Annotated in this window: 16 protein-coding genes; 9 read left to right on the top strand and 7 right to left on the bottom strand. The window is 55.8% G+C overall.

From position 1 onward, the window contains the following. Positions 1-696: 696 nt before the first annotated feature. The 3 genes from HDF12_RS05110 to HDF12_RS05120 all read right to left on the bottom strand — a co-directional run bounded on the left by HDF12_RS05110 (position 697) and on the right by HDF12_RS05120 (position 3,931). A complete protein-coding gene (locus tag HDF12_RS05110; RefSeq protein WP_179581518.1) occupies positions 697-1,794 on the bottom strand; it encodes a Gfo/Idh/MocA family protein in 1,098 nt (365 codons plus the stop codon). Next, on the bottom strand, positions 1,791-3,026 hold the full coding sequence (gene fucP, locus HDF12_RS05115) for an L-fucose:H+ symporter permease (protein ID WP_179583362.1): 1,236 nt from the start codon (positions 3,024-3,026) through the stop codon (positions 1,791-1,793). The genes HDF12_RS05110 and fucP overlap by 4 nt, the downstream gene beginning before the upstream one ends. 68 nt (positions 3,027-3,094) lie before the next feature. Then, positions 3,095-3,931, bottom strand: coding sequence for an amidohydrolase family protein (locus HDF12_RS05120; protein WP_179581519.1), 837 nt, complete (start codon positions 3,929-3,931; stop codon positions 3,095-3,097). Positions 3,932-4,154: 223 nt separating this feature from the next. On the opposite strand from HDF12_RS05120, the gene HDF12_RS05125 reads away from it, so the two are divergent. From HDF12_RS05125 to HDF12_RS05140, 4 genes are all read left to right on the top strand, one after another. Beyond that, positions 4,155-5,003 (top strand): fumarylacetoacetate hydrolase family protein, encoded by an 849-nt coding sequence (locus tag HDF12_RS05125; protein WP_179581520.1) that lies wholly within the window; start codon positions 4,155-4,157, stop codon positions 5,001-5,003. Positions 5,004-5,030: 27 nt separating this feature from the next. Next, a complete protein-coding gene (locus HDF12_RS05130) occupies positions 5,031-5,780 on the top strand; it encodes an SDR family NAD(P)-dependent oxidoreductase (RefSeq protein ID WP_179581521.1) in 750 nt (249 codons plus the stop codon). Continuing rightward, positions 5,777-7,105, top strand: coding sequence for an enolase C-terminal domain-like protein (locus HDF12_RS05135; RefSeq protein WP_179581522.1), 1,329 nt, complete (start codon positions 5,777-5,779; stop codon positions 7,103-7,105). Before HDF12_RS05130 ends, HDF12_RS05135 begins: the two co-directional genes overlap by 4 nt. Before the next feature lie 76 nt (positions 7,106-7,181). Further along, positions 7,182-7,982 (top strand): IclR family transcriptional regulator, encoded by an 801-nt coding sequence (locus tag HDF12_RS05140; protein WP_179581523.1) that lies wholly within the window; start codon positions 7,182-7,184, stop codon positions 7,980-7,982. Between the two features lie 91 nt (positions 7,983-8,073). Here the strand turns inward: HDF12_RS05140 and HDF12_RS05145 are convergent, their stop codons facing one another. Beyond that, positions 8,074-9,621: a sodium:solute symporter family transporter gene (locus HDF12_RS05145; RefSeq protein ID WP_179581524.1), complete on the bottom strand. Its 1,548-nt coding sequence runs from the start codon at positions 9,619-9,621 to the stop codon at positions 8,074-8,076. A 451-nt stretch (positions 9,622-10,072) separates the two neighbouring features. Here HDF12_RS05145 and HDF12_RS05150 point away from each other — a divergent pair, with 451 nt between their 5' ends. The 4 genes from HDF12_RS05150 (at position 10,073) to HDF12_RS05165 (ending at position 19,228) form a co-directional block, all read left to right on the top strand. Further along, positions 10,073-13,612, top strand: a complete 3,540-nt coding sequence (locus HDF12_RS05150; protein WP_373563844.1) for a TonB-dependent receptor — start codon at positions 10,073-10,075, stop codon at positions 13,610-13,612. Between the two features lie 150 nt (positions 13,613-13,762). After that, positions 13,763-16,192: a glycoside hydrolase family 95 protein gene (locus HDF12_RS05155; protein WP_257025356.1), complete on the top strand. Its 2,430-nt coding sequence runs from the start codon at positions 13,763-13,765 to the stop codon at positions 16,190-16,192. A 12-nt stretch (positions 16,193-16,204) separates the two neighbouring features. Next, complete coding sequence (locus tag HDF12_RS05160) at positions 16,205-18,451, top strand: alpha-galactosidase (RefSeq protein WP_179581525.1); 2,247 nt, start codon at positions 16,205-16,207, stop codon at positions 18,449-18,451. A 51-nt stretch (positions 18,452-18,502) separates the two neighbouring features. Next, positions 18,503-19,228 carry an SGNH/GDSL hydrolase family protein gene (locus HDF12_RS05165; protein WP_179581526.1) on the top strand — a complete coding sequence of 242 codons (726 nt, stop codon included), beginning with the start codon at positions 18,503-18,505 and terminating at the stop codon, positions 19,226-19,228. Between the two features lie 30 nt (positions 19,229-19,258). On the opposite strand, the gene HDF12_RS05170 is transcribed toward HDF12_RS05165, so the two are convergent. The 3 genes from HDF12_RS05170 to HDF12_RS05180 are packed head-to-tail and all read right to left on the bottom strand — an operon-like array spanning position 19,259 to position 23,681. Further along, entirely contained in the window at positions 19,259-20,482 is a 1,224-nt protein-coding gene (locus HDF12_RS05170; RefSeq protein WP_179581527.1) for a hypothetical protein, read from the bottom strand. Then, on the bottom strand, positions 20,479-21,645 hold the full coding sequence (locus HDF12_RS05175; protein WP_218892301.1) for an alkaline phosphatase family protein: 1,167 nt from the start codon (positions 21,643-21,645) through the stop codon (positions 20,479-20,481). The genes HDF12_RS05170 and HDF12_RS05175 overlap by 4 nt, the downstream gene beginning before the upstream one ends. Continuing rightward, complete coding sequence (locus HDF12_RS05180) at positions 21,642-23,681, bottom strand: alpha-galactosidase (RefSeq protein WP_179581528.1); 2,040 nt, start codon at positions 23,679-23,681, stop codon at positions 21,642-21,644. Before HDF12_RS05180 ends, HDF12_RS05175 begins: the two co-directional genes overlap by 4 nt. A 366-nt stretch (positions 23,682-24,047) precedes the next feature. Between HDF12_RS05180 and HDF12_RS05185 the strand changes: the two genes are divergently transcribed. Further along, on the top strand, positions 24,048-25,103 hold the full coding sequence (locus HDF12_RS05185) for a LacI family DNA-binding transcriptional regulator (RefSeq protein ID WP_179581529.1): 1,056 nt from the start codon (positions 24,048-24,050) through the stop codon (positions 25,101-25,103). The last annotated feature ends 52 nt before the right edge of the window (positions 25,104-25,155 follow it).

A 25,155-nucleotide genomic window follows, 5' to 3' on the forward strand; every position in this document is an offset into this window, starting at 1 on the left:
GCTCCAGTTCCTGCTGGGACATGTCTCGGTTCAGACAACTGACCGATACCTCAGCTGCAAGCAGCGGATTCGATCGGCGGTCAGTGATCGGATCGGGATCGAACCAAATCCCGACCAATCGAGAGCTTCGATCGTGAACTGATTTGCCGTCCTGACTTCATGAGAAGAACGATCAAGGTGGCGGCGGTCGCCAAATGAAGCAGGATATGCGCAGTGTTTGGGACCAGTCCATTGCGCGCGGCAAGAAGAAATGCGTTTTGCCGAACATGATTTGATAGCGAGCAGCTCGCTCCGGCTCCGGTCGGAAAAGATAAGGTACCCGAGTCGCCGCCCCGTGGGCACATCAATATTGGGATGGCAATGATTTGCTGGGTCAACAGTACAAGCAAGTATTGGGATGGAATGATGATGCCTGGGATGTCTACTTTTTATATGGCGCCTAAGGCGCAGTGGAAAGGAAACTTGCCGCCCGCGCCCGACTTTTTCATGCACCAGACGGAGGAAAATGGCCCTCGGTTAGACGCATACGCATTTGGTTCGAAAATGAAAGTGGCTCTGGATCGTTTAAGTAGCTAATAATCAGATGTTTACTGAGTATGTCCAGGATGACATGAGTCTTTTTTGGGGTTCGCAGGCCATAAAAGCGACTCGTTCCTCTAATTGAGCTCTTTTCATTGGCTGCACTTGGAGACAGTGTCAGTCACCAAGCTGCAGAACCTCTCCGCTTTGCTCGCTGGAGCGGTAGAGCGCTTCCACCAGCGCCATGGTTTGAAAGGCGTCTTCGTAGTGGGTTGGGAGGCTGGATGTTGAGCCTTCGACGAAGGCCTGAAGGGCACCCATCGTCCCGATAAAGCCGTCGGGAATGTTAGCTCCGGCAACTGGAAGTGCCTGCCAGCAGTCCTCAGTGCATCCCCGCTCGGCAAACTCGGCTGTGTCGGGAACCCCCATTGGGTAGTCCAGATTCAAGCCCATGCTGATGCGAGCCGCACCACGAGTACCTTCCCACTGGACGAAGCTGTGCTGATGCTTCTGGCCAAAGTTGTGGTGATGATTACTTGCAACGAAAACCCGCATGTTGCCGCCGTAGTCCAGGATTGCGATGGTCTTGGTTGCGGCCAAGTTAGCCGTGTGAGGGTCGTTTACGGTTTTAGCGTAGACGCTATTTGGGTTTCCGAGCCAGGAACGAATCAGGTCGAAGTAGTGGATGCTGTGATACATAATCTCAACTCTTGGGGCGGTGGCGAGGAAGGTCCAGAGATCCCAGGGGGTATAGGTAGTGGTTTGAACCTGAAGATCATGGAGATCTCCCAGCAAACCTGCCCTTGCCAGGGCTGAGATAGCCAGATTGTTAGGGGAATAACGCAGGGAGAAGTTGACTGAGGCCGTGAGTCCCTTGGTCCGGCAAAGATCGCGAATGATGCGTGCTTCTTCGAGTGTCTCTCCCATAGGCTTCTGCATCAGGACAGCGGACCCATCAGGAATGTGAGGAAGGATATGCGATAGTTGCGAAGCAGGTACGGCGATGTCGTAGACGACATCATCGGGCGCGAACTGCACGACACTGTCGATATTGTCAAAGGTGCGAGCGATGGCGTGACTCTTAGCCAGTAACTCTGCTCGTTCAAGACTCTGATCCATCAAACCTATGACCGAGAACTTGCCTTTTTGGTACGCAGGCAGATGTGCGGACCGAACGATGCCTCCCGCCCCGATGATAACGATAGGGCGGCTGTGTTTGGGCATTGGCGGCGAAGCGTGCGCCTTAATCGCGGAAAGGACTGAGTCCTGGATCATGCTGTAGTCTCCACGGCGGGGGTCTGTGATGAGAACGCCGCAACTACGAGGTAGCAGACGGCGGGGACGAGATATGCAGCAGCCATGCTGCGGGAATATTCGGAGATGAGTCCCATAACGGGGGTCAAGATAGCGCCACCGAGGATGGCCATGACGATCAGTGATCCGGCGAGATTTGTCTCTTCTCCCATACCGCGAATGCCAATGGCAAAGATGGTGGGATACATGATCGACATAAAGAAGCTGGTCATAAGAATCGCGAACAGGCCATACCAGCCGGAGGCCAAGATCCCAATAGCCAATAGCAAAACGTTCAGGATGGCATAGGCCGTCATAAGCTTTGCGGGAGCTAGCCATTGCATGATATACGCCGAGCCGAACCTGCCGATGCCGAAGGCTACAAGGGTTCCAGTCAACAGAAGTCCGGCGGTGCGCTCTGAGACGTGGGTGTACTCCTGGGCGTATGGGATGAAGTAGCTCCATGTACCAACTTGCGCGCCCACGTAGAAAAACTGCGCGACGATGGCGTACATCAGCAGACGATGACGAAACAGTCGTTTCCACGAACCGGATGACGGAGCGGCGGCTTCAATTACTCGTGGGATGCGCGGAAAATGGGTGACAGCAATCAGAGTTGCCCAGGCCAGAGCGATGACACCAAGCACTAAGTATGGAGTGACGACTCGCTGGGTTTCGTGATGGAGATAGGCAACGTATGTGCCGCTGCTGAGCATGGATGCTTTTTGCGCTGGTGTCAACTCGATCCCGGAAAAGATGAAACGTGTCCCGATAAGGACGCCGCTGATTGCACCAATAGGATTGAAAGCCTGTGAAAAATTCAGTCGGCGCTCTGCGCTGGTGGCTGGACCTAGCTGCGCGATGAAGGGATTGGCTGCAGTCTCCAGAAAGGCGAGGCCACTTGCCACGATGAAGAGTGCGCTGAGAAAGAAGGCATAGCTGCTGGTCATGGCCGCAGGCCAGAAGAGCATACAACCCAGACCGAAACATAGGAGGCCAGTGATAAAACCCGATTTGTAACCGTATCGTTTGATGAGCAATCCAGCAGGCAGGGCAAGAAGAAAGTAGCCAAGATAGAAAGCGGATTGCACCAACCCAGCTTGGAATCGGCTTATGGCGAACGACTTCATAAACTGGCGAATCAGAACGTCATTCAGATTGTTGGGGACACCCCAGAGAAAGAACAGGCCGGTAGCCAAAACAAAGGGGCGCATGAGGCCTTTTGGAAGAAAGGACGAGATCTCGCTGGTCTCTGCGGTCCGTAAAGGGAGAGAAGGATGCATCAGGCGCTTGCTCCGGAAAGTCGATAGACACGGGTTGCTGTTTCACCGAGAATGGAGGCCTGCTCGGAAGGGGAGAGCGATGCTGTCCACCCTTCGACAATATGCCACCATTCCGAGTAGCTGCTACCGACGGTGCAGACAGGCCAATCTGTTCCAATCATCAGACGCTCTGGGCCAAAGCTCTCAAGCACCACATCGAAATAAGGCCGTAGCAACTCCGGGGTCCACGTCGCTGGGTTCGCCTCTGTGACGAGTCCAGATACCTTGCAGGTGACGTTTGGTCGTTGGGCCAGTTCGCGGACATTGCGACTCCAGAGATCTATTTCATGCCGCGCAATGGCAGGTTTGCCCATGTGGTCGAGAACGAAGCTATGAGCAGGAAACTGATCGACGAACGCAATGCCCTCGGGAAGCTGATGAGCATAAACCAGAAGATCGTAGACAAGGTCGGTCCCTGCGAGCTGATGAATTCCTCTCTGGAAGTCAACGCTTGTTAGAAACTGAGAAGGTTCGGCCTGAACGACGTGGCGCAAGCCCTTCAGTAGAGGATTCTGCCTCAGATCGTCAAGAATCGAAGGGAAGTCTTTTGCCGCGATCGGCGCCCATCCGATAACACCGAGGATAGGGGCCTCCTGCGCCATTTCGAGGAGCCATTGCGTCTCTTCGAGGCTTTGGCGTGCCTGGACCGCGACGCTTCCATCCACTTTTGCCTCGATAAGCTGCGAGCGAAGCTCCGAATTCAGAAAGTCGCGGCGGAGGTCTGACATCTCATCCGAGATCCAGTCGTACTCAGCCGGGTCGTATCTCCAGAGATGGTGATGACTATCGATACGCAAAGTGATGACTCCGTTAAGGTGCCAAGTTTCAGCGCCTCGATCTCTGGACGAACTCAGGCGCAGGCCAGAATATCATTTACTAGTAAAAACAATTTTCCGCATATAATATTGCGTATTCTGGTCTCTGCTGTATATAACGAGAACGCTGTAGTTTGAAAAGCCCTTATCCTGCGAACAGTAATGATGATCTGACGTCAGGAGTCGAATTGAATCAGAGGAGCTCATGAAAGTAGTAACGTTTGCGCAAGGAAACAGTATGCCTCGGCCCGGCGTGCTTGAGTCAAAAAAGGTGTACGACATCACAGAATATGGCTTTCGCAGCACGCTGGAGTTGATTGAGGGCGATGCAGATGCACTCAAGGCTATCCGCGGCGCCACGAGTAGCAACGCGTCATATGCACTTGAAGAGATCCATCTGTTAGCTCCTATCCAACGGCCGCCGCGCATCTTTGCTGTTGGTCTAAACTATCAGGAGCACGCCGCTGAATCGAAGATGACGGTACAGGTGGTCCCGACGGTCTTTATGAAGCTCTCGTCATCGGTGACAGGACCGGATACCGAGGTGATCCTGCCGAAGAACTCTGCGCAGCCTGATTATGAAGCAGAGCTTGCTGTAGTAATCGGCAAGCCCGGATATCGCATTGCTGCGCGTGACTGGGAAAAACATGTCTTCGGCTACACGATTGTGAATGATGTCAGCGCGCGCGACGTGCAGCTTGCGACCTCGCAGTGGACGCTGGGGAAAAGCTTTCCTACCTTCACTCCGTTAGGACCTGCAGTGATTACACGCGATGAGATTGCCGATCCTCATGCGCTCGATATACAGCTTGCGATTGACGGGGAGGTGCTACAGAACTCCAATACGAAGAACCTGATCTTCCGTATTCCTCAGCTCATTGAACACATCTCTTCGCTCACTCCACTCGAAGCTGGCGACATTATCAGCACAGGAACTCCGCAGGGAGTGGGTCTCGGACGCACTCCGCAGCGCTGGCTGCGCGATAACGAAGAGATCGTAATTACGATTGCAGGGCTGGGCGAGCTTCGTAACAGGACGCGAGCCGAGGCTTAATCCATCACCACACGTGGAGGAGACAACGTGGCAGACGCATTTGGGCTGAATAAAAAATCAGCGTTGGTGACTGGCGGAGCAAGCGGCATTGGAGCCGCGACCTGCCGCGAACTGGACCGTGCAGGCGCAGAAGTGGTGGTTGCAGATCTCAACTTCGAGGCGGCTAAGTCGCTTGCTGACCAGCTGAAGCAGGGAACAGCACTGCACATCGATGTCACCGATGAGGCCAGCGTGAAAGCCGCTGCTGCTAGTTTGCCGAGGCTCGACATTCTGGTGAACAACGCAGGCATCGGGAATGTAGGAACTGTCGCAGAGGTGAGCTACGAGGATTTTGACCGATTGATGAAGGTAAATGTCTACTCCATTTTTCTGGTGACGCAGGCGATGTTGCCTCTAATTCTGCAAGCTCATGGAAGCATTGTGAATATCGGTTCGGTCGCTGGAATGGTTGGGGTAAAGCAGCGTTTTGCGTACTGCGCGAGCAAGGGAGCGGTGCTGGCAATGACGCGACAGCTTGCAGTGGATTACCCGAAGGAGTTGCGGGTGAATGCTGTTGCTCCGGGAACTGTGCAAACACCATTCGTCGAAGGCTATCTGGAGAAGTATCACGCACACGAAAAAGAGAAGGTTCGTGAGCAACTCGTGTCTCGTCAACCGATCGGCCGCCTAGGCACTCCTGAGGATGTGGCGTCCCTTGTGCGCTATCTCTGTTCGGAAGAAGCCGGGTTTATCAACGGTGCCGTCGTTGCAATCGATGGAGGGTGGACAGCAGCATGAACGTCAGCGATCCTCGTTTTACTCAGGTCCACACAATTGATCTTCGCTTTCCTACTTCGAAGTACAGCATCGGCTCTGACGCGGTCAATAAAGATCCAGACTACTCCGCTGCTTATTGCATTCTGGAGACGGACAGCGGTCTTTGTGGACATGGTCTCACGTTCACGCTTGGCCGAGGAACGGAACTGTGCGTTACAGCGATCGAATATCTTTCGCGCTTTGTCGTTGGACGTCGTTTGAGCGAGATTACGGAGAACTTCGCGGCGTTTTCCCGTCAACTGCTCGAAGATAGCCAGTTCCGTTGGCTTGGACCAGAGAAGGGTGTTATTCATCTGGCTGCTGCTGCCGTGATCAATGCGGTGTGGGATCTTTACGCCAAGGTGGAAGAGAAACCGCTTTGGTTATTGCTCGCAGATATGACGCCAGAGCAGATCGTATCTGCCATTGACTTCCGTTATATCGATGATGCTCTTTCGCCAGATGAGGCACTCGAGATTCTTCGCGCGGCGAAGCAGACGATGCCTGATCGTTTGAAGCTGCTCCGCACGCAAGGCTATCAGGCCTATACGACCTCTGTGGGCTGGTTCGGGTTTAGTGATGAGAGGATTTGTCGACTTGCGCAAGAAGCACTGGCTGACGGATGGACCTACTTCAAACTGAAAGTCGGAGGAGATCCTGAAGACGATCTTCGCCGTGGCCGCATAGTACGAGAGGCGATCGGTTGGCAAAACCGCTTGATGCTCGATGCCAATCAGAAGTGGGGAGTAGAAGAGTCCATCACACGCATTCGCGCTTTGCAGGAGCTCCAACCGTGGTGGATGGAGGAACCAACTAGCCCTGACGACATTCTTGGGCACGCACGGATTCGCCGCGAGACAAAGCCCACACGCATTGCGACTGGCGAGCATTGCCACAACAAGGTGATGTTCAAACAGTTGATGCAGGCAGAAGCGATTGACGTATGTCAGATCGACAGCTGTCGCGTGGCGGGCGTGAATGAGAACCTGGCAATCATTCTGATGGCCAAGAAGTTCGGCGTTCCGGTCTGTCCACATGCCGGAGGCGTTGGGCTTTGCGAGTATGTGCAGCATCTCTCGGCGTTTGATTTTCTGTACGTTTCAGAAACGATGGAGGACCGGGTCATTGAGTTTGTCGACCATCTGCACGAACACTTCGTGACCCCGGTCGATGTAAGGAGTGGACGATATTATTTGCCGGAGGTGCCAGGCTACAGCATTGAGATCAAGCCGGAGTCGCTCCAGACGTATGCGTTTCCTCATGGAATCTATTGGTCATCGGAGGAGGCTGGCCACTCGGCAAAGTGATGGCGGCACGTCAGGCTGTTCGGCGGTAGGCTGCAAAGGCATCTGCTATTCTGAGTTCGCCTCTCGACCCTTCAATATGGCATCCAGAAAAACCGTGAAGACCGCTTCTAAACCGGCCAAGAATACTTATGCTACGCCAGCTCTGGAAAAGGGGCTGGATGTCATTGAACTGCTCGCTCACCATCCGGGTGCCCTGAGCAAAAGCGACATCTCACGCCATCTTAATCGCACAGTGTCTGAGATATTCCGCATGCTGGTGTGTCTGGAAAAGCGAGGATACATTGCACAGACCGACGGCGATCGCTACGCGCTGACGTTGAAGCTTTTCTCGCTGGTACAGGAGCATCCGCCGACGGAGAGGCTAATCACCGAAGCTCTGCCAGTGATCCATCGTGTCACGCAACAAATGGATCAATCGTGCCACATAGGCATCATTGAAGGTGCTCAGGTTACGATTCTTGCGCAGGTGAATGCGCCGACGCCGGTGGGGTTTTACGTCAAACTCGGCTCGACGGTGGACCTGATGGAAGCAGCGTCTGGTTACGTAATTCTTGCCCACCTTGGAGACGAAGAGCTTGAGCGCACTCTGACCGAATGGAAGAGCACCACGGGTAAAAAGGTTCCCGAAGATCTAAAGAAACACCTGTCCCGCATTCGGCGGCAGGGGCATGAGACACAACCGAGCTATTTGGTCCGTGGTGTTGTCAACATCAGCTGTCCAATCTTTGATGAGCGTGCCTCGGCCATCGGAGCTCTGACGGTTCCTTACATTCAATACAACGAGTCCAAGATAGGTCTTGCCGAAGGAAGTAAGATCCTGAAGCAGGCCTGCCTGGAGATTACTCATGCTATCGGCGGGAGACTGCCCGTGAATTGAAACTCCGAAGAGACGACGAAGGTCATCGCTTGAACAAGTCCAAAACCAACCCGCACCGCTCTTTAAATCCCACATTGCATGCTCAACGTCTTTATCGGAGCAGCCAGTTAAGGCTAAGCAAGAGAGCAATGAGTATCATCGCGAGTACCCACGTCGACCTATACACCCGGTGAGTTGATTTCAACTGTGACCACCGCGTTGGCCCTGTTCCGGATTCGTAATCTGACCGCCCGAAGATGCTGACGCCCACGGCCACAAGGCAGGTTACAAAGAAGGCGTATATGGTTGAATGAAAGCTGGCGCTCATCATCGATCCATAGCGCAGATAGCCTGAGATAGAGAGTGTCAGGTGCAAGATCGAGGCGCACATTCCAGCAAGGAAGCCAGCAAAAGCGCCCCGCGTTGTGATGCGCGGAGAGAGTATCCCGACCAGAAAGATCGCCCAGAACGGTGTGCCGAAGATAGTAAAGATCAGCTGCACATGCTCCATCATGTTGCTGAAGTAGAACGTGATGGAGGAATCGAGAACTGCGAGAGTGGCGGCAAAAACAACCGCACAACGGCCAACGATCAGGTAGTGCTCTTCGCGACGGCCGGGACATAGCTGCGTACGATAGATGTCCTCTGTCCATACTGAAGCGAATGCCGCGACGTTGGCAGCGACCCCTGACAGAAGGCTGGCGGCGAGTGCGGTATATCCGACGCTCAGCATGACTGGGCCGTATGCCCTTTGCATTAGCAACGGGATAGCCTGCTCGTATCGTGCGGTGGTGCCCAATTGAGTGAAGAGGCGTGCTGCGACCAATCCCGGGCAAACGATGAGCAGGGCAAAGAAGAGCTTCGCCAATCCGCTCCACAGAGGCACCTGTTGCGCTGCTAACTCCGTGCGGGCAGTGAAGGCGCGTTGCATCAGCACGAAATCGGTACACCAGTATCCGAACCCGAGTACGAATCCTAAGCCCACGGTTAGCCCAAGAACATCAAATGGACTGGACACAGACGCGGTCGGCATACCCACCCACAGGTGGCCCAGCGAGACTTGGTCCGTTCTGGTTGTAACCAGCAGGTACCGAATACTTAGAAAGCCGATAGGCAGGAGTCCGAGAAGCACGACGGTGAGCTGTAGCATTTCGTTGTAGATAGTCGCGCGGAGTCCGCCTAAAAGGATATAAACCAGCACGACAATCGCAGTGGCGACGCCTCCAGTGATGAAGCTCCATCCGACTGCCACCTCGAGAAACTGGGCTACAGCGAAAAGCGACACCCCGCCCAGCAGCAGGAGGGAACAGGCGACCACGCAAGCATTCAGGAGACGCATTTGGGGTCCGTAGCGAATTTCCAGGAACTGCGGCACGCTCCGGATCGAAAGGGTACGGTAGAGTGGCAGAAATCGAAGTGCCGAAAACAGGAGTGCAGGGATAGCACCAATCAGATAGAAGTGAAACGCCACTACCCCATACTGGGCTGCTACCGCGCTTAGCGCTATAACCTCGAATGCTCCACAGTTAGCGGCGACATAAGAGAGCACGACAACACCCGAAGGCAGGGATCGGGTCGCGTTGAGGTATGAGTTTGCTCCCCGAAATCTGCGCCTCGCTGCCCATCCGATCAGGAGCGAGGCTGCGAGATATCCGGGCAATAGAAGTTCGAGGATGGTTCTAGCTTTTCGTATATTGGCCGCACCTATAAACTGAAGTATTGACGCGGCCCATGATCCATGGGCCGCACGCTGATCTCAGCATTGCTTCCAACCTCAAGCGTCAATCCTGCTTCCGGCGAAGGATAGCAGAAGCCTGTAGAGGCGGGGTTGAGCATGTGTGCAGCGAGGAGCTAGTCATTTTTCACCTGTGCTTTTAATTTTTCATTGACAAACGAGATACGGCTTCTGTACTTTTCTCATCGAAATGTAACCGGATTCATTTTTGTATGCGAAACATCAACTCGGGACCACTCAGGCAATTCGAACCACTCGAGATTTATTCAACGCCTCAGTGGCAGAGGTCTCAGGAATTGCGGAAGTCAGAAGCAAAGCGCCGAGGTAGCAAATCTACGGCGCAGGTTGGAGGCAAATATACATGCGAGGCGAAAACGTGGCTCTAAGATTTGAAAAACGTCTTCTGGTGATAGGGAAGTCGTGGCCGATGTTCTGGCTGCTCCTTCTTCTATCCCTATGCGGTTCAGCACATGCCCAGGTGGATCAGGGAGCTATCACAGGTGTCGTGCAGGACTCTTCGGGTGCGGCGATCCCAAATGCGAAAGTTACGCTTACGAGCCCGGAAACAGGATTAGTGCTGCAACGCCAGGCCAATGAGAGCGGTGTCTACGTCTTTTCTCCAATCAAGATCGGCGACTACACACTGAGTGCCTCCGCACCCGGGTTTTCGACCACGAAGCAGCAGAACCTGCACGTCGATATTCAGCAGCGCCTTAACATCGACCTGAAGCTACAGCCGGGCGCTACAAGCGAGACGGTCACGGTGACCACTGGTGCCCCTCTGCTGGAGACTCAGGAAGCTGCGGTAGGACAGGTCATCAGCACAGAGACGATCAACAACACGCCGCTGAACGGTCGCAACTGGGTCTACATCGCGCAGTTGACGGCTGGCGTCGCACCTCCGTTCGGAGGCACCCGCGGCAGCGGTACGGGCGACTTCGTTGCGAATGGTCAGCGCGCCGAGCAAAACAACTTTGTCCTGGATGGTGTCGACAATAACACCAATCTGATCGACTTCCTCAACGGTTCGAGCTTCGTAATGCGTCCGCCCCCGGATGCGCTCGCCGAGTTCAGCATCCAGACAAGCAACTTCAGCGCCGAGTTTGGTCACTCCGCCGGCGCGGTGATGAACGCCAGCATAAAGTCTGGAACGAATGCCATTCACGGCGATCTCTGGGAGTATCTCCGCAATACCAACCTTGATTCGAAGGACTGGGACGCAAGCACCATTTCGCCTTATCACCAGAACCAATTCGGCGGTACGATCGGCCTGCCCTTCTGGAAAAACCACCTGTTCTACTTCGGCGACGTCGAGGCCAACCGAATCTCGGTAGCCTTACCCACCACGACCACGGTTCCGACAGCGCTGATGCGCACCGGCAACTTCTCTGAACTGCTGAACACCAATCTCAACAACCAGGGTGTGCCGGTTCAGCTCTATGCGCCGAACTCGGGCGGCGCGACCACGCTTTCCTGTAACGGTGTTAACAATGTGATTTGCCAGAACCAGATCGATCCCGTTGCGCAGAAAATCATCAACATGTACCCACAGCCGAACCTCGGCGTATCGGGACTGACTTACAACAACTACCGCGTGAACCTCGCTCGGACGGATAACACGGTACAGTGGGATCAGCGACTGGACTGGAATATAAGCGCGAAGGACCAGGCCTACGTGCGTTTCAGCTACGCGCACGAGATCAAGACGAACGGCCTGCCGCTTGGTCCGGTGCTGGATGGCGGCGGCTTTGGCGGTGCGAACGATACGAATCTGGCTGAGAACTTCATGCTCAGCGAATCGCATGCCTTCACCTCGAACCTCGTCAATGAGTTCCGCTTTGGCTACAACTGGATCGTCTCGCAATATCACCAACCCAACGCCAATGACTACTCCCTGGCGGCATCGCTTGGACTGGGTGGCATTCCCAACAACGGTCCCGGACTGGGTGGCATTCCACTGGGCTACTTCGGATATGGTCCGATCCAGATCAACCAGTGGGGTTCGGTTGGCACACAGGACGAGGCCCAGAACGTCTATCAAATCCTGGACAACGTCACGCGCACGATTGGCAACCATTCCCTCAAGGCGGGCGTATCATTTCAATCGATTCGCGTCTTCGATCGCTACGCCCCGAACCCGATTGGCCAGTACTATTTCAACGGCCAGTACACGGGTAAGGTGGGAAGTTCCATCACAACAGGCGCAGGTCCGGCGGACTTTCTGCTTGGGCAAATGAACTCCGCCGCCATTGCGAACAGCCCGCCGATTAATGATTCGCAGTGGTACAACGCAGCTTATTTGCAGGATGACTGGAAGGTCACGCCACGGCTGACGCTCAATATTGGCGTCCGTTATGACCACTATGAGCCATATAAGGAGAACGCCGGCAATCAGGCGAACTTCATCTCGACAGGCAATCTGGGCATCGGTACTGGAACGGGCATCTATGAGCTTCCCAGCCGGTCACGCAATCAGGATCTCGGCGCGCCGTTCCTCGCCGTGCTGGCCAAGGACCACGTCTCACTGCAGTACAACGACAATGATCGGCTGGCGACGGGGCAGAGCTTTAACTTCGCGCCGCGCCTGGGTGCTTCGTTCCGAACTGATGAGAAGACCGTCGTCCGCGCCGGCTTCGGACTCTTCTACGGTGGCCTGCAGAGCCAGGGCAACACCAATCTGGGAACGAACTTCCCCTGGGCAAACGGAGCCAATCTCCCAACGCCGGACTGCGCTTCAGGGAGCTGTCCATCGCTGTTGTCGCAGGGCATCTCGCTGGAGAATGGTCTGGTTGCAGCCACCGGGGTTGGACTGCAGAACTTCGTATCCTTTCCCGGCTTGCACGGCATTGATCCGAACATCAAGACACCCTACACCATCAACTACAGCCTCACGGTGGAGCGGTCCATCACCCCGAACCTGGCCGCGACCGTCAGTTACGTCGCCAACTCATCCAGACACCTCTCGACCTACTACGATCCCAACACAATACGCGGTCTTTTTGCTCCCGGCGTATCGACGCAGCAGTACCAACCATTTCCCGACCTCAGTGGCATTGGAACAATCCACTTCGGCGGCGATAGCAACTACAACTCACTCCAAGCCAAGCTGGAAAAGCGTACGTCGCACGGCTTGACCTTCCTTGCGACGTACACCTATGCGCACGCGCTCGATGACACAAGCGACGCGGGCGGACTTTCGACAGCAGTCGGTGACCGCAACATGGCGCTGATTCCGTATGGCCAGGAATGGACGAACTCGCCTTACGACATTCGTCACCGCTTCACGCTGAACGGAAATTATCTACTGCCGTTCGGGAAGGGCCGCGCGTTCCTGAACAACTCCCGTCTCGCGGAATATACCGTTGGCGGCTGGTCCACAAGCGTGGTCTTTGCGGTGCAAACTGGCACTCCTTTCACAGTGTCGCCGAGCATCTCTACTGCGAATGGTGGAACCGCGCGTGCCCTCCTCGTTGGTGATCCGTTCAAGTCGGGCGGGACTCCAGACACGGCTAATAATCCCAGCTTGACTTCTTGTCCTACAAAGGTAAAGACACGGACGAACTGGTATAACCCCTGTGCCTTCATAAATCCTTTGCCGGGAAACCTTATTACGGGTTCAACTGTCGTCACGGATTACGCGTCCGCTGTCGCGTTTCTTGGCGGTCGCTCAAACCAGATTTACGGCCCCGGCTATTCGCGCGTGGACATGTCATTGTTCAAGACTTTCCCCACTTTCCGCGAACAATCGCTGCAATTCCGCGCCGACGCCTTCAATCTGCTCAACCACCCAACGAATGGAAATCCTGCGAATACCGGTATCGGACCGCAAGCTGGCCAGATCACGGGAACGAAGTTTTTCCAGAACAACACACCTGATGCTCGGTTCCTTCAGCTCTCGCTGAAGTACGCGTTCTAGCTCGCTTGGAGGGCGGTACTCTTTACGGCCCTCCAAGTCCCTATGTTCTTACGGAGTCGAGTGTTTTCTGACCGGGGAGGGGGCCCTCGGACGGTCGGAGGCATCGTCCTCTTTGGGATGGAGTAGAGTCGAACAGATGAGGAGAGGCGGTTGAGTATCGACAGACGCAGCTTCATGCAAGGTAGTCTGGCGCTGGTTGCCCTGCAGCACGCGTCCGCCGGTCTTTCGGAGAAGGGCTCGACGGCAATCGCCGAAGAACTCTGGTACAAACAGCCGGCAAAGCGCTGGCTCGAGGCGCTGCCTGTTGGCAACGGCCGCCTCGGGGGTATGGTCTTCGGCGGCATCCAGAACGAGAGGATCGCGTTGTCGGATTCGACAGCGTGGTCCGGCGCCCCCGCAAAAGGTGAGGTCAACCCGGAAGCGCTCCCACACCTGCGCGAGATACGTGAGCTCTTCTTTGCAGGCAAGTACGACGAAGCGCAAACGCTATGCAGCAAGTACCTTCCCGGCCGCATGAAGAACTTCGGTACCAACCTGCCGCTGCCGGATCTACAACTTGCATTCGAGCACGTTGACCAGCCGGTGGAGTACAGACGATCCCTCAGCCTGGACGACGCTATCGCTGCGGTTCGGTTCCAATGCGGCGGCGTTCAATTCGTGCGCGAAATCTTCGCAACGCATGCTGACGGTGTAATCGCGGTACAGCTGACCGCTAACCAGCGAAGTGCGATCTCCTTTCGCATGACCTTCAGTAAGGACGAGATCCCAAATACGACAAGCACAGAGGGGCAGGACACATTAGTACTCAACGGAAGCTGCTTCGAACATAAGCACAGCAGCGGTCATGACGGGGTGGCAATCCAGATTCGAGCGCAGGTGATTGCCCGGGGAGGTGCGACGTCCGCGACGGCTCAGGGCATCACTGTCTCCAGCGCGGATGCTGTAACGATTCTGCTGGCCACCGGCACGAGCTTTCGCGGAGACAACCGAGAGAAGACATCGCGAGAGGCTTTGCGAAGAGCCTCAGGCAAGTCGTTCGCAAAACTTCGCCAGGCGCACCTCGAGGACTATCAGCCCCTGTATCGCCGCACGTCGCTGGACCTTGGCTCCAGCTCCGAGAGCACGCGGCTTCAGCCAACAGACGCACGCCGCAGGGCTCTTGAGGACGGTGGCGACGATCCCGAGCTTGTTACTCTCTTCTTTCAGTACGGCCGCTATCTCACGATTGCGGGTTCCCGCGCGGACTCTGTTCTTCCACTTGCATTGCAGGGGATCTGGAACGATGGGCTAGCCAGCAGCATGGGGTGGACCGACGATTTCCATCTGGACATCAACACCCAACAGAACTACTGGCCGACAGAGGTCTGCAATCTTTCGGAGTGTCATGCTCCGCTATTCGGGCTCATTGAAGGTCTTGCCTCCGCAGGTAAGGCGACTGCAAGGGAGATGTACGGCTCACCCGGCTGGGTCGCGCATACGGTCACCAACCCGTGGGGCTACACCGCACCGGGCGGCATAGGGTGGGGCATCGTCGTGACAGCCGGCCTTTGGATTGCCACGCAGATGTGGCAGCACTATGAGTTCACGCGCGACACAGAATTTCTTCGAGACCGGGCGTATCCGGTACTCCGTGAAGCCGCCGAGTTCTTCCTTGCGTACATGGTGGAGGAGCCGAAACATGGCTGGCTTGTGACTGGACCGTCCGACTCACCGGAAAACTGGTACATCACTCCGCCCGGGCAACACGCCTCGGAGTCGATGGGTAATACAATCGACCGCGTATTCGTTCACGCCTTATTCAGCATGGTCGTGGAGGCCTGCGCTACGTTATCGACCGACGCCGACCTGCGCTCGCGGGTGGAGGCAGCCCGTGCGAAGCTGCCCCCGCTACAGATCGGCCGGCACGGACAGTTGCAGGAGTGGATGGAAGATTTCGAGGACGCCGAACCGAACCATCGTCACACCTCGCATCTCACGTCGCTTTATCCCTTGCATCAGATCTCGCCGCGCACCACTCCTGCACTGGCCAGTGCATCCGAAGTCACGATCCAGCGTCGCATGAGCGCGCCGCACTGGGAACAGAGTGAGTGGGGCCGAGCGAACCTGGTGGTCTACTACGCACGATTGCTAAAGGGCGAAGAGGCTCACCGGCATCTCGTAAGTCTCATCGCGAAAGCAGCGGACGACAACTTAATGACATACTCCAGCGCGGGTGTGGCCGGAGCTGATTCGAATATCTTCGCTATCGACGGTAACACTGCTGGAAGCGCCGGGATTGCCGAGATGCTGCTACAGTCTCAAGATGGCGAGATCGAGTTACTACCTGCGCTGCCAACACCGTGGAGAAATGGAGCCTTTCGTGGTCTCTGCGCACGAGGTGGTTATGTGGTTGCTGTGAAATGGCGCGACGGCAAACTTAGCTCAGCTACGATCGGCGCGAGACGAAGCGGGTCAGTCCCCGTCCGCTATCGCGACCGAATCACTCAAATTCATTTGCAAGCCGGTCAACAGGTCCGATTGCGGCCGGAGAACTTCCTCGATAAAGCGGCCGCCATCTCCGACTCTGCCACCCAAACGTAGGAGCTTGTATTCATGAATTGTTGCACTGCCATTTCGGTTCTCCGGGTACGTATCGCCGCTCTGGCACTGGCCCTATCTCCTTGCGTCAACGTGAGCGCCCAAACCACGCCGGCTACCATCCAATTCGATTCCACCTCTGGTGTGTTTCGCATCGATGCCGCTGACAGCACCTATGTGTTCGGTATTAACGAAGTAAAGGGGCTCCAGAACCTGTATTGGGGCAAGCATCTCACTGCAAGCGATCACTTTGCTGCTGCACACAGTACGCCTGCGGCTTCATCCTTCGACCTTCCCGTGACGGTCACTCCACAGGAGTATGTGGGCTGGGGAGGTGGGCTCTATGTCGACCCGGACCTGAAGGTCACCTTTCCGGACGGCAACCGGGACCTTGCATTAAAGTATGTCTCGCATCGCATCGACGGAGATAGCCTCTCCATCATGATGAAGGACGTCTCACGCGATGTATACGTCATGCTTACCTACCAGGCGGATGGCGAGACAGGAATCCTTCGCCGCTCCGCAACGGTAGAGAATCGCACCGACGCTCCGTTCACGGTGGAGCAAATTGCAGCAGGCACATGGAGTCTTCCGCGTGGCACAGACTATCGGCTTCGCTATCTCACCGGCCGCTGGGCGGGCGAATGGAACGTGCAGGAGCGACACATCGAACCGGGTAAAACCGTGCTGGAGAGCCGCCGTGGCACGACCGGCGCACAAAACAACCCGTGGTTCGCTATCGACCGTGAGAGCGAAGGCACCGGCGGTCAAGATCAAGGTGAGGTATGGTTCGGGGCGCTCGGTTGGAGTGGGTCGTGGCAGATATCTGTGGAGCAGGATCAACTCCAACAAGTGCGTGTTACCGGCGGCCCAAATGCCTTCGACTTCAGCTATCTGTTGAAGCCTCACGAAAAGCTCACCACGCCGGACTTCTACGGAGGCTACACCAACGATGGCATCGGTGGTGCGTCGCGGCTGCTGCATCGGTATGAAATCGACTCAATCTTGCCTCATCATCCCAAGCCAAAACTGCGGCCGGTTCTCTACAACTCGTGGGAGGCAACCGGCTTTGACGTAAACGAGGCTGACCAGATGGCGCTCGCCGAAAAAGCGGCAAGCATCGGTGTCGAACGCTTTGTGATGGATGACGGATGGTTCGGTGAGCGCAAGGATGACCATGCGGGCCTTGGCGACTGGTATGTGAACCCGCAAAAGTTCCCTCACGGTCTCAAGCCGCTCATCGATAAGATGCACTCGCTAGGCATGGACTTCGGTCTGTGGGTTGAGCCTGAAATGGTGAACCCAAACAGCGATCTTTACCGCAATCATCCTGACTGGGTATTGAACTTCCCAGATCGTCCGCGGACCGAGGGACGCAACCAGCTGGTGTTGAATCTGGCCAGTCCCGATGTGCGGGCGTATATCTACAGTTTTCTCGACAAGTTGCTCACACAGAACGACATTGCCTTTCTCAAGTGGGACTACAACCGTAACTGGTCCGAACCCGGCTGGCCGGCGGTTGCGCCCGACACAGAGAAGAACGTCTACGTCGACTTCACCAATAACTTCTACACCATCCTCGCCGAGCTGCGGCAGAAGCATCCGAATGTGGAGATCGAGTCCTGCTCCGGTGGTGGTAGCCGTGTTGATCTAGGTGTCATGCGCTACACCGATGAAGTCTGGCCTTCTGACAACACCGATGCTTTCGACCGGCTGCTCATCCAGAACGGCTTCACCTATGCGTACTCGCCCGGAGTCATGATGGCGTGGGTGACGGACTCACCCACCTGGGTGAACAGTCGGTCACTCTCACTCGAGTATCGCTTCCTGTCGTCCATGCAGGGGTCGCTCGGCATCGGAGCCAACCTGAACAAATGGACGCGCGAAGACCTGGACGAGGCCCGGAAGATGGTCGCTGCATACAAGTCCATTCGTGAAACGGTTCAACGCGGTTCTCTCTACCGGCTGATTACTCCGGAGAACAACAGCGAGCAGTCCGTCACGGAGACTGTTGCACGTGATGGCAAACAAGCTGTCACGTTTGCCTTCCTTCATTCCAGCCGCGAGCTTTATCCATTTCCGCTCCTTCAGCTCCGCGGACTCGAAGAGAACGCAACCTACACCCTATCCATGATCGCCGGAGACGTTGGCGACGGAACGCCCACCGCCGCTTCCGGCTCGTACTGGATGAATCATGGGCTTGATCTCAAACTCCGCGGCGATTTTCAGGCGCTGGCATTCACCTTGACCCGCACGAAGTAATCATGAGCGCTCGTGCGCTAAGTTAAGAGCAGTCATCATCAGGAGGATGATTTGCACGTATCCACGCGTCTGCGCAACCTGACTCATAATGGCAACCGCAAAGCTATTTACTGGTCCATTGCGATAGCAGCGTTGCTCGCCGGAGCGACGCTGCTTGCCCAGGGTCAGAGACAGACTTCCATTCCGGAAGAGATTGAGTGGACGTGGGAGGTGCGGCCACTGCGCGCAGATCCGGCTCTTCCAAACGTGCTGCTGCTCGGAGATTCCATCACGCGTAACTACTTTCCTGAAGTTACGAAGGACTTGAAAGGGGCCGCGAATGTCTATCTCATGGCCGTCTCCACCTCAGTGGGGGATCCGCGACTTCCGCGACAAATTGAGGAGTTCGCAGCCATGGAGCATGTCGTTTTCCAAGTGGTTCATTTCAACAACGGTATGCATGGATGGGACTACACAGAGGCGCAGTACAAGGCTGCGTTGCCTGATCTGCTGCACAGCGTTGAGCAGATCGCTTCGAATCATCATGCAATGATCTGGGCGACGATCACGCCCGTGCAGATCCAAGCTTTCAATGGCGCCACGAATGAGCGAATCAACGAGCGGAACCGGATTGCCCTCGCGTTGTTCTCTTCGGCTGGGATCACGATTGATGACCAGCACGCGCTCATGATGAGGCATCTGGACACCTACGAGGACACAGTACATTTTGGACCCGCAGGCGCGGTCTTCATGGGTGATCAGGCCGCCGAAACGATTCGCGCGGCCCTGCGGAAGTGAGGCGGCTTTCGGAAAAGATCGTTCGGTGGTTTATCCCAACGACCAACGAAGAAGTTGCTCGACATCGCAGGACTGTGTCGAAACCGTCCCTTTCGCAAGAGTAGGAGATACCACGATTGCCGTTGTACCTGACTCGTGCCACGCAATGAACCGGCAGTTTTCCTCACCCTGCAGCCGGTTCAGGTTGATCCAGGTGTAGTAGGCGCCCATCTCAGCGTCAACCAGCGATCCGCGCGGGTCCAGCTCCTGTTCGCCATCTTCGACCGAAATCAACTCATTCATCGGCCGTTCTGCCTGCCGCGGGGCATATCGCAGAACCAGCGTGTCCGGACGTGCACGTCGCAGCAACTCGCGGGCCGTCCACTGGACGAACGTCGTGCTGAAGATCTGTGTGCCGGCCCCTTCCGTCAAGATACTTAGTTCGAAGTGACGAAGGACTTCGTCTGAACCCCCCGGCGAATTGCCGAGTTGTGTCGGCACCATCTGCATCATCCTGCTGCGCAGCTCTTCCGGACCAACCGAGCCTAACGAGCGTGCAGTAACCATATATTGAAGCAAGTTGCGCCGCGTTGGCGCGAGGCTTCCGTAAGAGATGGAGATAACACCCGTTAGAGCGCGCATATCTTCCGTCTCTCCACCGTCCACGTACCAGTGGGCATAAGGAACAGGGTCAGCCTGTGCACGCTTCTCCAGAAGCGACATGACTGCCTTCAGGCCGCCCGTAGCACGGACATTTTCGAAGCAGGTTCCATGCGGACGCAGATGACGAAACAAATCTTGTTCGACGGGAGCATCCCGGCCGACAATAACGATAGAAAGTCGATCCCGGACCTTCCCCTGCTGCATACGGATCTGCGCGAGTTGATCGCCGTAAGCTGCTCCGGCTACATGAAAGGCATCCATGGCCTCCGCGCTCCATAGAAATGCTGTCATCTCTTCCACCGCGCGCGAAGGCTGCGCGGCCCATCCAATGCGGTGAAAACATGGGGCGATCGGAAGAGCTTCGAAACGAGCCAAAGTCTGCTGAAGGTCGGGACGCTCGCTCCTCTTTCGTAACGTATGCAGCTGCGCCTCTGACTCAGCGCGCTCGACTGGGAACTGCCAGTCATAGCCCATCAGCTCTCGAAGAAACACGGCGAGGAAGGCAACCGGCAAGCTAGTCAACGTGGGCAGATATCGTTGAGCAAGATCACGCGCCTGTGGCGGGTATTGCGCGAAGTCGGACGATTGGAGCGAAGCTGACGAGGAGATCATAAAACCTCTGTCAGCAGGTTCCCGCGGCTGAATCGCGCGTTGCAGCCAAGCAGATGTGCGAGCGTAGGCACCAGGTCCACGGACTGTACGGGCCGGTCGACTGTGACGTTCTGACGAATGTTCGGGCCCATTGCCATAAGCCAGGTGGTACGAGAGAGTGCGTCGCCTGTACGGTGGTGCTGGAACCCATTGCCACCGGGGCTCATGTCCGAGTCACGACCGAAGTCCGGCAGTATGAACAGATTCGTTTTGCGCGCGTACTCGGGGCTGCACTGAACAGTCTTCCACAGGTCCGCGCAGATGCGATCGGTGCGGGTGATCGCTTCGGTGTAAAGCGAGAAGGCCCCGGAATGGGCAATGTCTATGTCATGCAGGGTGATCCAAAGCAGGCTAGGCGCTACCGTTTGCATCACGTGCTGCGCGATATACAGCGACAACTCATCCGGGCTTTGCGATTTGCGCGCATGTGCCAGGAAATCATCCATCGAAAGCTTCATCAACTCCGCCATTCCATGCAGCGAATCCTGGCGTTTCGCTGTAAGTGGTGAAGCGATAGGCGACTCGTAGTTGTCCCGAAGGAGCTGGTCATAGTCGGTGACGGCGTGGTGGTTGGCGAGGGTGAGCAGTTGCTTGGGCAGCACAACCGTTGCACCGAGCCCGCGGCCATAAAGCCTGTGATTGCTCTCGCCAATGTGGTCAAAGCCGTTGCTGGGAGCAATCACCCAAACGTCCGATGCTGGTCGTTGCCGATCCTGTCTGTAGTATTCAAAGATCGTCGGGTTGCTCGGTGCGATCGGCATGAAGTTGTCGAAGGTTTCGTAACAACCGGTTGCAAGGCCCGCGTTGGCGACATAATGGCCTAGGATCCCACGATTGACCACCTGTGTGTAGAACGTCGCCTGCGGTGCAAGTTCTTCCAGCAAACGGGGAATGTAACGTTGACCTTCTGGAGCGAACGTCTCTTCATCTCGGGCTCCGCCACCAAAGGTCACAACGATTGTCTTCGGTGCAGGAGGAAGGGCTGCCGCTCGCAATGGCGATGCAAAGAAGATCGCTGCAGCAGTGCCCGTGCCCGCGGCTGAGCGCAAGAACTCGCGACGGCTGATCGCTCGCTCACACGACATACGGAACATCTCTCTACTCCACTCGCGTTCCATGCTCATCTCACCTTGTTCTTCGCGCCTCTGCTCTCACCTCGTATCCTCTCGCTCGGGCCGGATACCTCAATCAGGCGCGACTCGGAGGGTGTCAGAACGACTGGAATGTCGCTTCCTGACACCGGAGCGGAGGCGCCGGAGGCGACATCGCGTGCAACAGAGCCCTTGAATTCGGGATCGATGCGATTGAGATTCACTTGGATGGTGTGCGTCTCCTTGTCGTCGTAATTGAACACGGCAATGTAATAACCGTGTGCGGATGATCGCGCGAAGACTCCTGCGGCAGCATCCCCTGTGTCGCCTTCGACGGGGCGAAAGACCTTCCCTTCATCGCCTACCTTCATGAGAGCGCGATTGTTATATACCTGCAACGCCATTGCTTGCCCCTCAGGATCGTCCGCCAGCCGCGTGCTATCCAAAATCATGCCTCCGCTGACGATCGTCGATAGAAGGCGGCTTCGAGCTTCCACGAGATTGCGTGCGCCCTCATCGGCCTTGGTCCCTAATGGGATGTGGTCGGGATCGATAATGTACAGACTTTCGTCCGTCCACCAGGCATACGTCAACGCATTCAACATATATTCTGTGGATTGATCTTTGCCGCTGATGTGACCTTTGGTATCGCATGAGAGTCGCCTTGCGTGGCCATAGCCGGAAGGGAACAGCGGGGCGATGGAAAGGCTCAAGAACATGCGCCCGGCGTTCGCCTTCAAAACGTCCTGCATGCCCAGGTTATAGGCCTCGGTTCCGGTCTGAATCGCGGGATCAGCGTGTTTGCCTTCCAGTGCGCCGTGGCTGAGAAAGTCTAGCTTGAGATACTTGAAGCCCATCTTCGCGAGCGTGTCGATATAGAACTGCGTCCGCAGACGTGTGCCCGGCGCGGTCGGATCAATAGGTTTGCCACCGTCAACGGTCGGCAAAAATGCGCCGTCAGGCCCTTTAAGCAGAATGTCGCGATACCGGTACTTTCCATTCGTGCCCTCTACGAATGCGTCGAGATCGCCGCCCCAGGCAGCGAATGGAGTCCAATAGATGCCTGGTTCGAAGACGGTGCCGTCGTTCGATCTCATCGATTTCACAGTGGCCATCGCGTCTTCGAGAGCAACCCCGTCGAGACTAGACCAAAAAGCATCGAAGTTGATGTAGACCACCTTCCGCGAAAATCCTTCAGGGCTTAGCTTGTCGCGTACGAACTGTGCGGAAGCGATGTAGCGTTGGCGATTGATCTTGTCGGCGTATGCGGCCCAACTATTCCAGCCCAATGGGCGCGGACCGGCCCAGGCGAGCGGCGGATGCAGTTCGGCGTTCCGTTTGCCGTAAGCTTCCATGCCACTGCGCCAGTCACTGAACTCTCCCACCATCACGCGGGGAGACAGCACCTTATTGCCGCTCACGACGCCATGAGCGACAAAGTCATGCGTATCGCTCCGTTCGCCGAGCTGCCCCTGCAAACCGCCGAAGACCTCGATGTCTTTCAGCGACCCGCTCTGTGCGTGCATAGTCAACGAGGTCTTCCAGACATCGTGCGTCAACGATCCGAAAACAAAGCCGCGACGGCTTGTGTTGTCGTAGATCGTCGTTACCTCGTTGCTTGTGATAATTTGATCGGGTTGCTGTAGAGCTGCAGCGTTGAAGCGAAACCACATATCATTGTCATACGGTACGTGGAGTACACGCAGTACGTCCTGGTGCACCATCTGAAATGCTCCTTCTCCCTGTACTCGCACGGCGACGAAGCGATTAGTCGCAACAGGGGTGGTCGAGGCATCGAGTTCAGCTTGGATCTCTACCCACGGCCTTCCGGCTGAGATATAAACACGCTGAATCAGGGTGGGCAGCCCGAGCTTAGTATGTTCGATCGTGATCTCATGAGCGCCGTTAATGACTTTGTGCCTTGTGTACGCGTCAGTGGTAAGCAGACGTCCATCAGTCAGAGTTACATTTGACGTGAGCCCATCTAACTCGCTTCCATCCCTCCATCGCAGAGTGATCTCGCCCGTTTTAGAATCGACGTTCACCGCTACAGTCTTCGCGTAGGACATGTTTGAGCTCTCCGCGCGAATGCAATTGCCTACCGCGCACGCGAGAACAAGAGAGAAGACAAATGATGCCGCGGAAATTCGATTCAGCTTCAGAATCATGGAGGCTCTCAAAGAGGTCTGCGACCCCCCCAGGTGCAGTCAAAGCATTTAGGTCAGTCACCTTGACGACTGTTTTACACTTCAAAATGTATCCGGTTACAAGCAAACTCACAATATAGCGGCGCTTTGAAGTGTGTCAACCTCGCAAACCGTTCCTGACAGATGTTTCCGTCGGGTGCTCTCGACAATCGCGTAGACTGAGCGGGAGATTGATCGTGGCGAATTTGAAGTTTCAGGACAGATTTCGCAGTCGCGGAGACGGAATCCATGCGCCAGAAGGCCGAGAAATCAGGTCCTAAAAAGCCTGCGACAATGCGTGATGTGGCAAGCCACGCAGGAGTATCAGTAGCCACGGTCTCGCGCGCCTTGGACGGCTCTTCGCTGGTGACAGAGGAGACCGCGCTCGTGGTGCGACGCGCCGTAGCGAAACTTAATTTTGTCCCAAACATCTCGGCGCGCACATTAAAGTATGGGCAGAGTCATGCTATCGGTGTCATCGTTCCGGACCTGACCAATCCATTCTTTTCAGAATTTCTTCGGGAATTTGAGGCGCTAGCCTCAGCCAACGGGCAGGTTGTTCTGCTGGCGAACGCAGAGGCCAGTGTTGGTGGGGCTCTTACGTCGGTCCGTCAATTGCTAATGAGACTTGTCGACGGCGTTGTGGTTCTACCATCGCTCGACGAACTGGAGCCCTATCAATTGCTGACGCTTCGCAAGGTTCCTACGGTGGCCATTGATAGCCGTCGAACCGGCCCAAGCTTCAGTGACGTGAGTTTGATGCATGAGGAGGGAATGAGGCAAGCGGTCGGTTATTTGAAAGACCTTGGACACCAAAAGATCGCTTTCATCGGCGGTTCGCCGGGGCTCATGATCTCGAAGTTGAGATTGGATGCCTTTCAAGCCTCGCTAAAGATGCACGGAATTACAGTCCGCCATGAGTATGTCCGCCATGGAAACTATCGTGCTGACGGAGGAGATCGTGAGTTGCGCAACCTTATGCTCCTGGCCGACAGGCCAACTGCAGTCATTGGAGTCAATGATTTGACTGCGCTGGGAGCTCTTCGGGCGGCACGTACACTGAACATCTCTGTCCCAGGTGAGGTCTCGGTAGTCGGGTTCGATGGCATCGAACTGGATGACCTGGTATCGCCGAGTCTGACAACCATGAGCGTTTCTCGCAAGCTCATCGCCCAAAGCTGTCACGGAGCTTTAGAGGAGATGCGCCTCGGGCGAGGCGGTTCCGGCAGACAGCTCTACATTCCTGTTGAACTTATCGTTCGTCAATCGACAGGCCGTCCACTTCGTAAAACGACGAAGCATTAAGCGAAAAAAAGGCCTCTTCTATTTACGAAGAGGCCCGAAACGTTTTATACCA

Source organism: Tunturiibacter gelidiferens (assembly GCF_013410115.1).
GTDB lineage: Bacteria > Acidobacteriota > Terriglobia > Terriglobales > Acidobacteriaceae > Edaphobacter > Edaphobacter gelidiferens.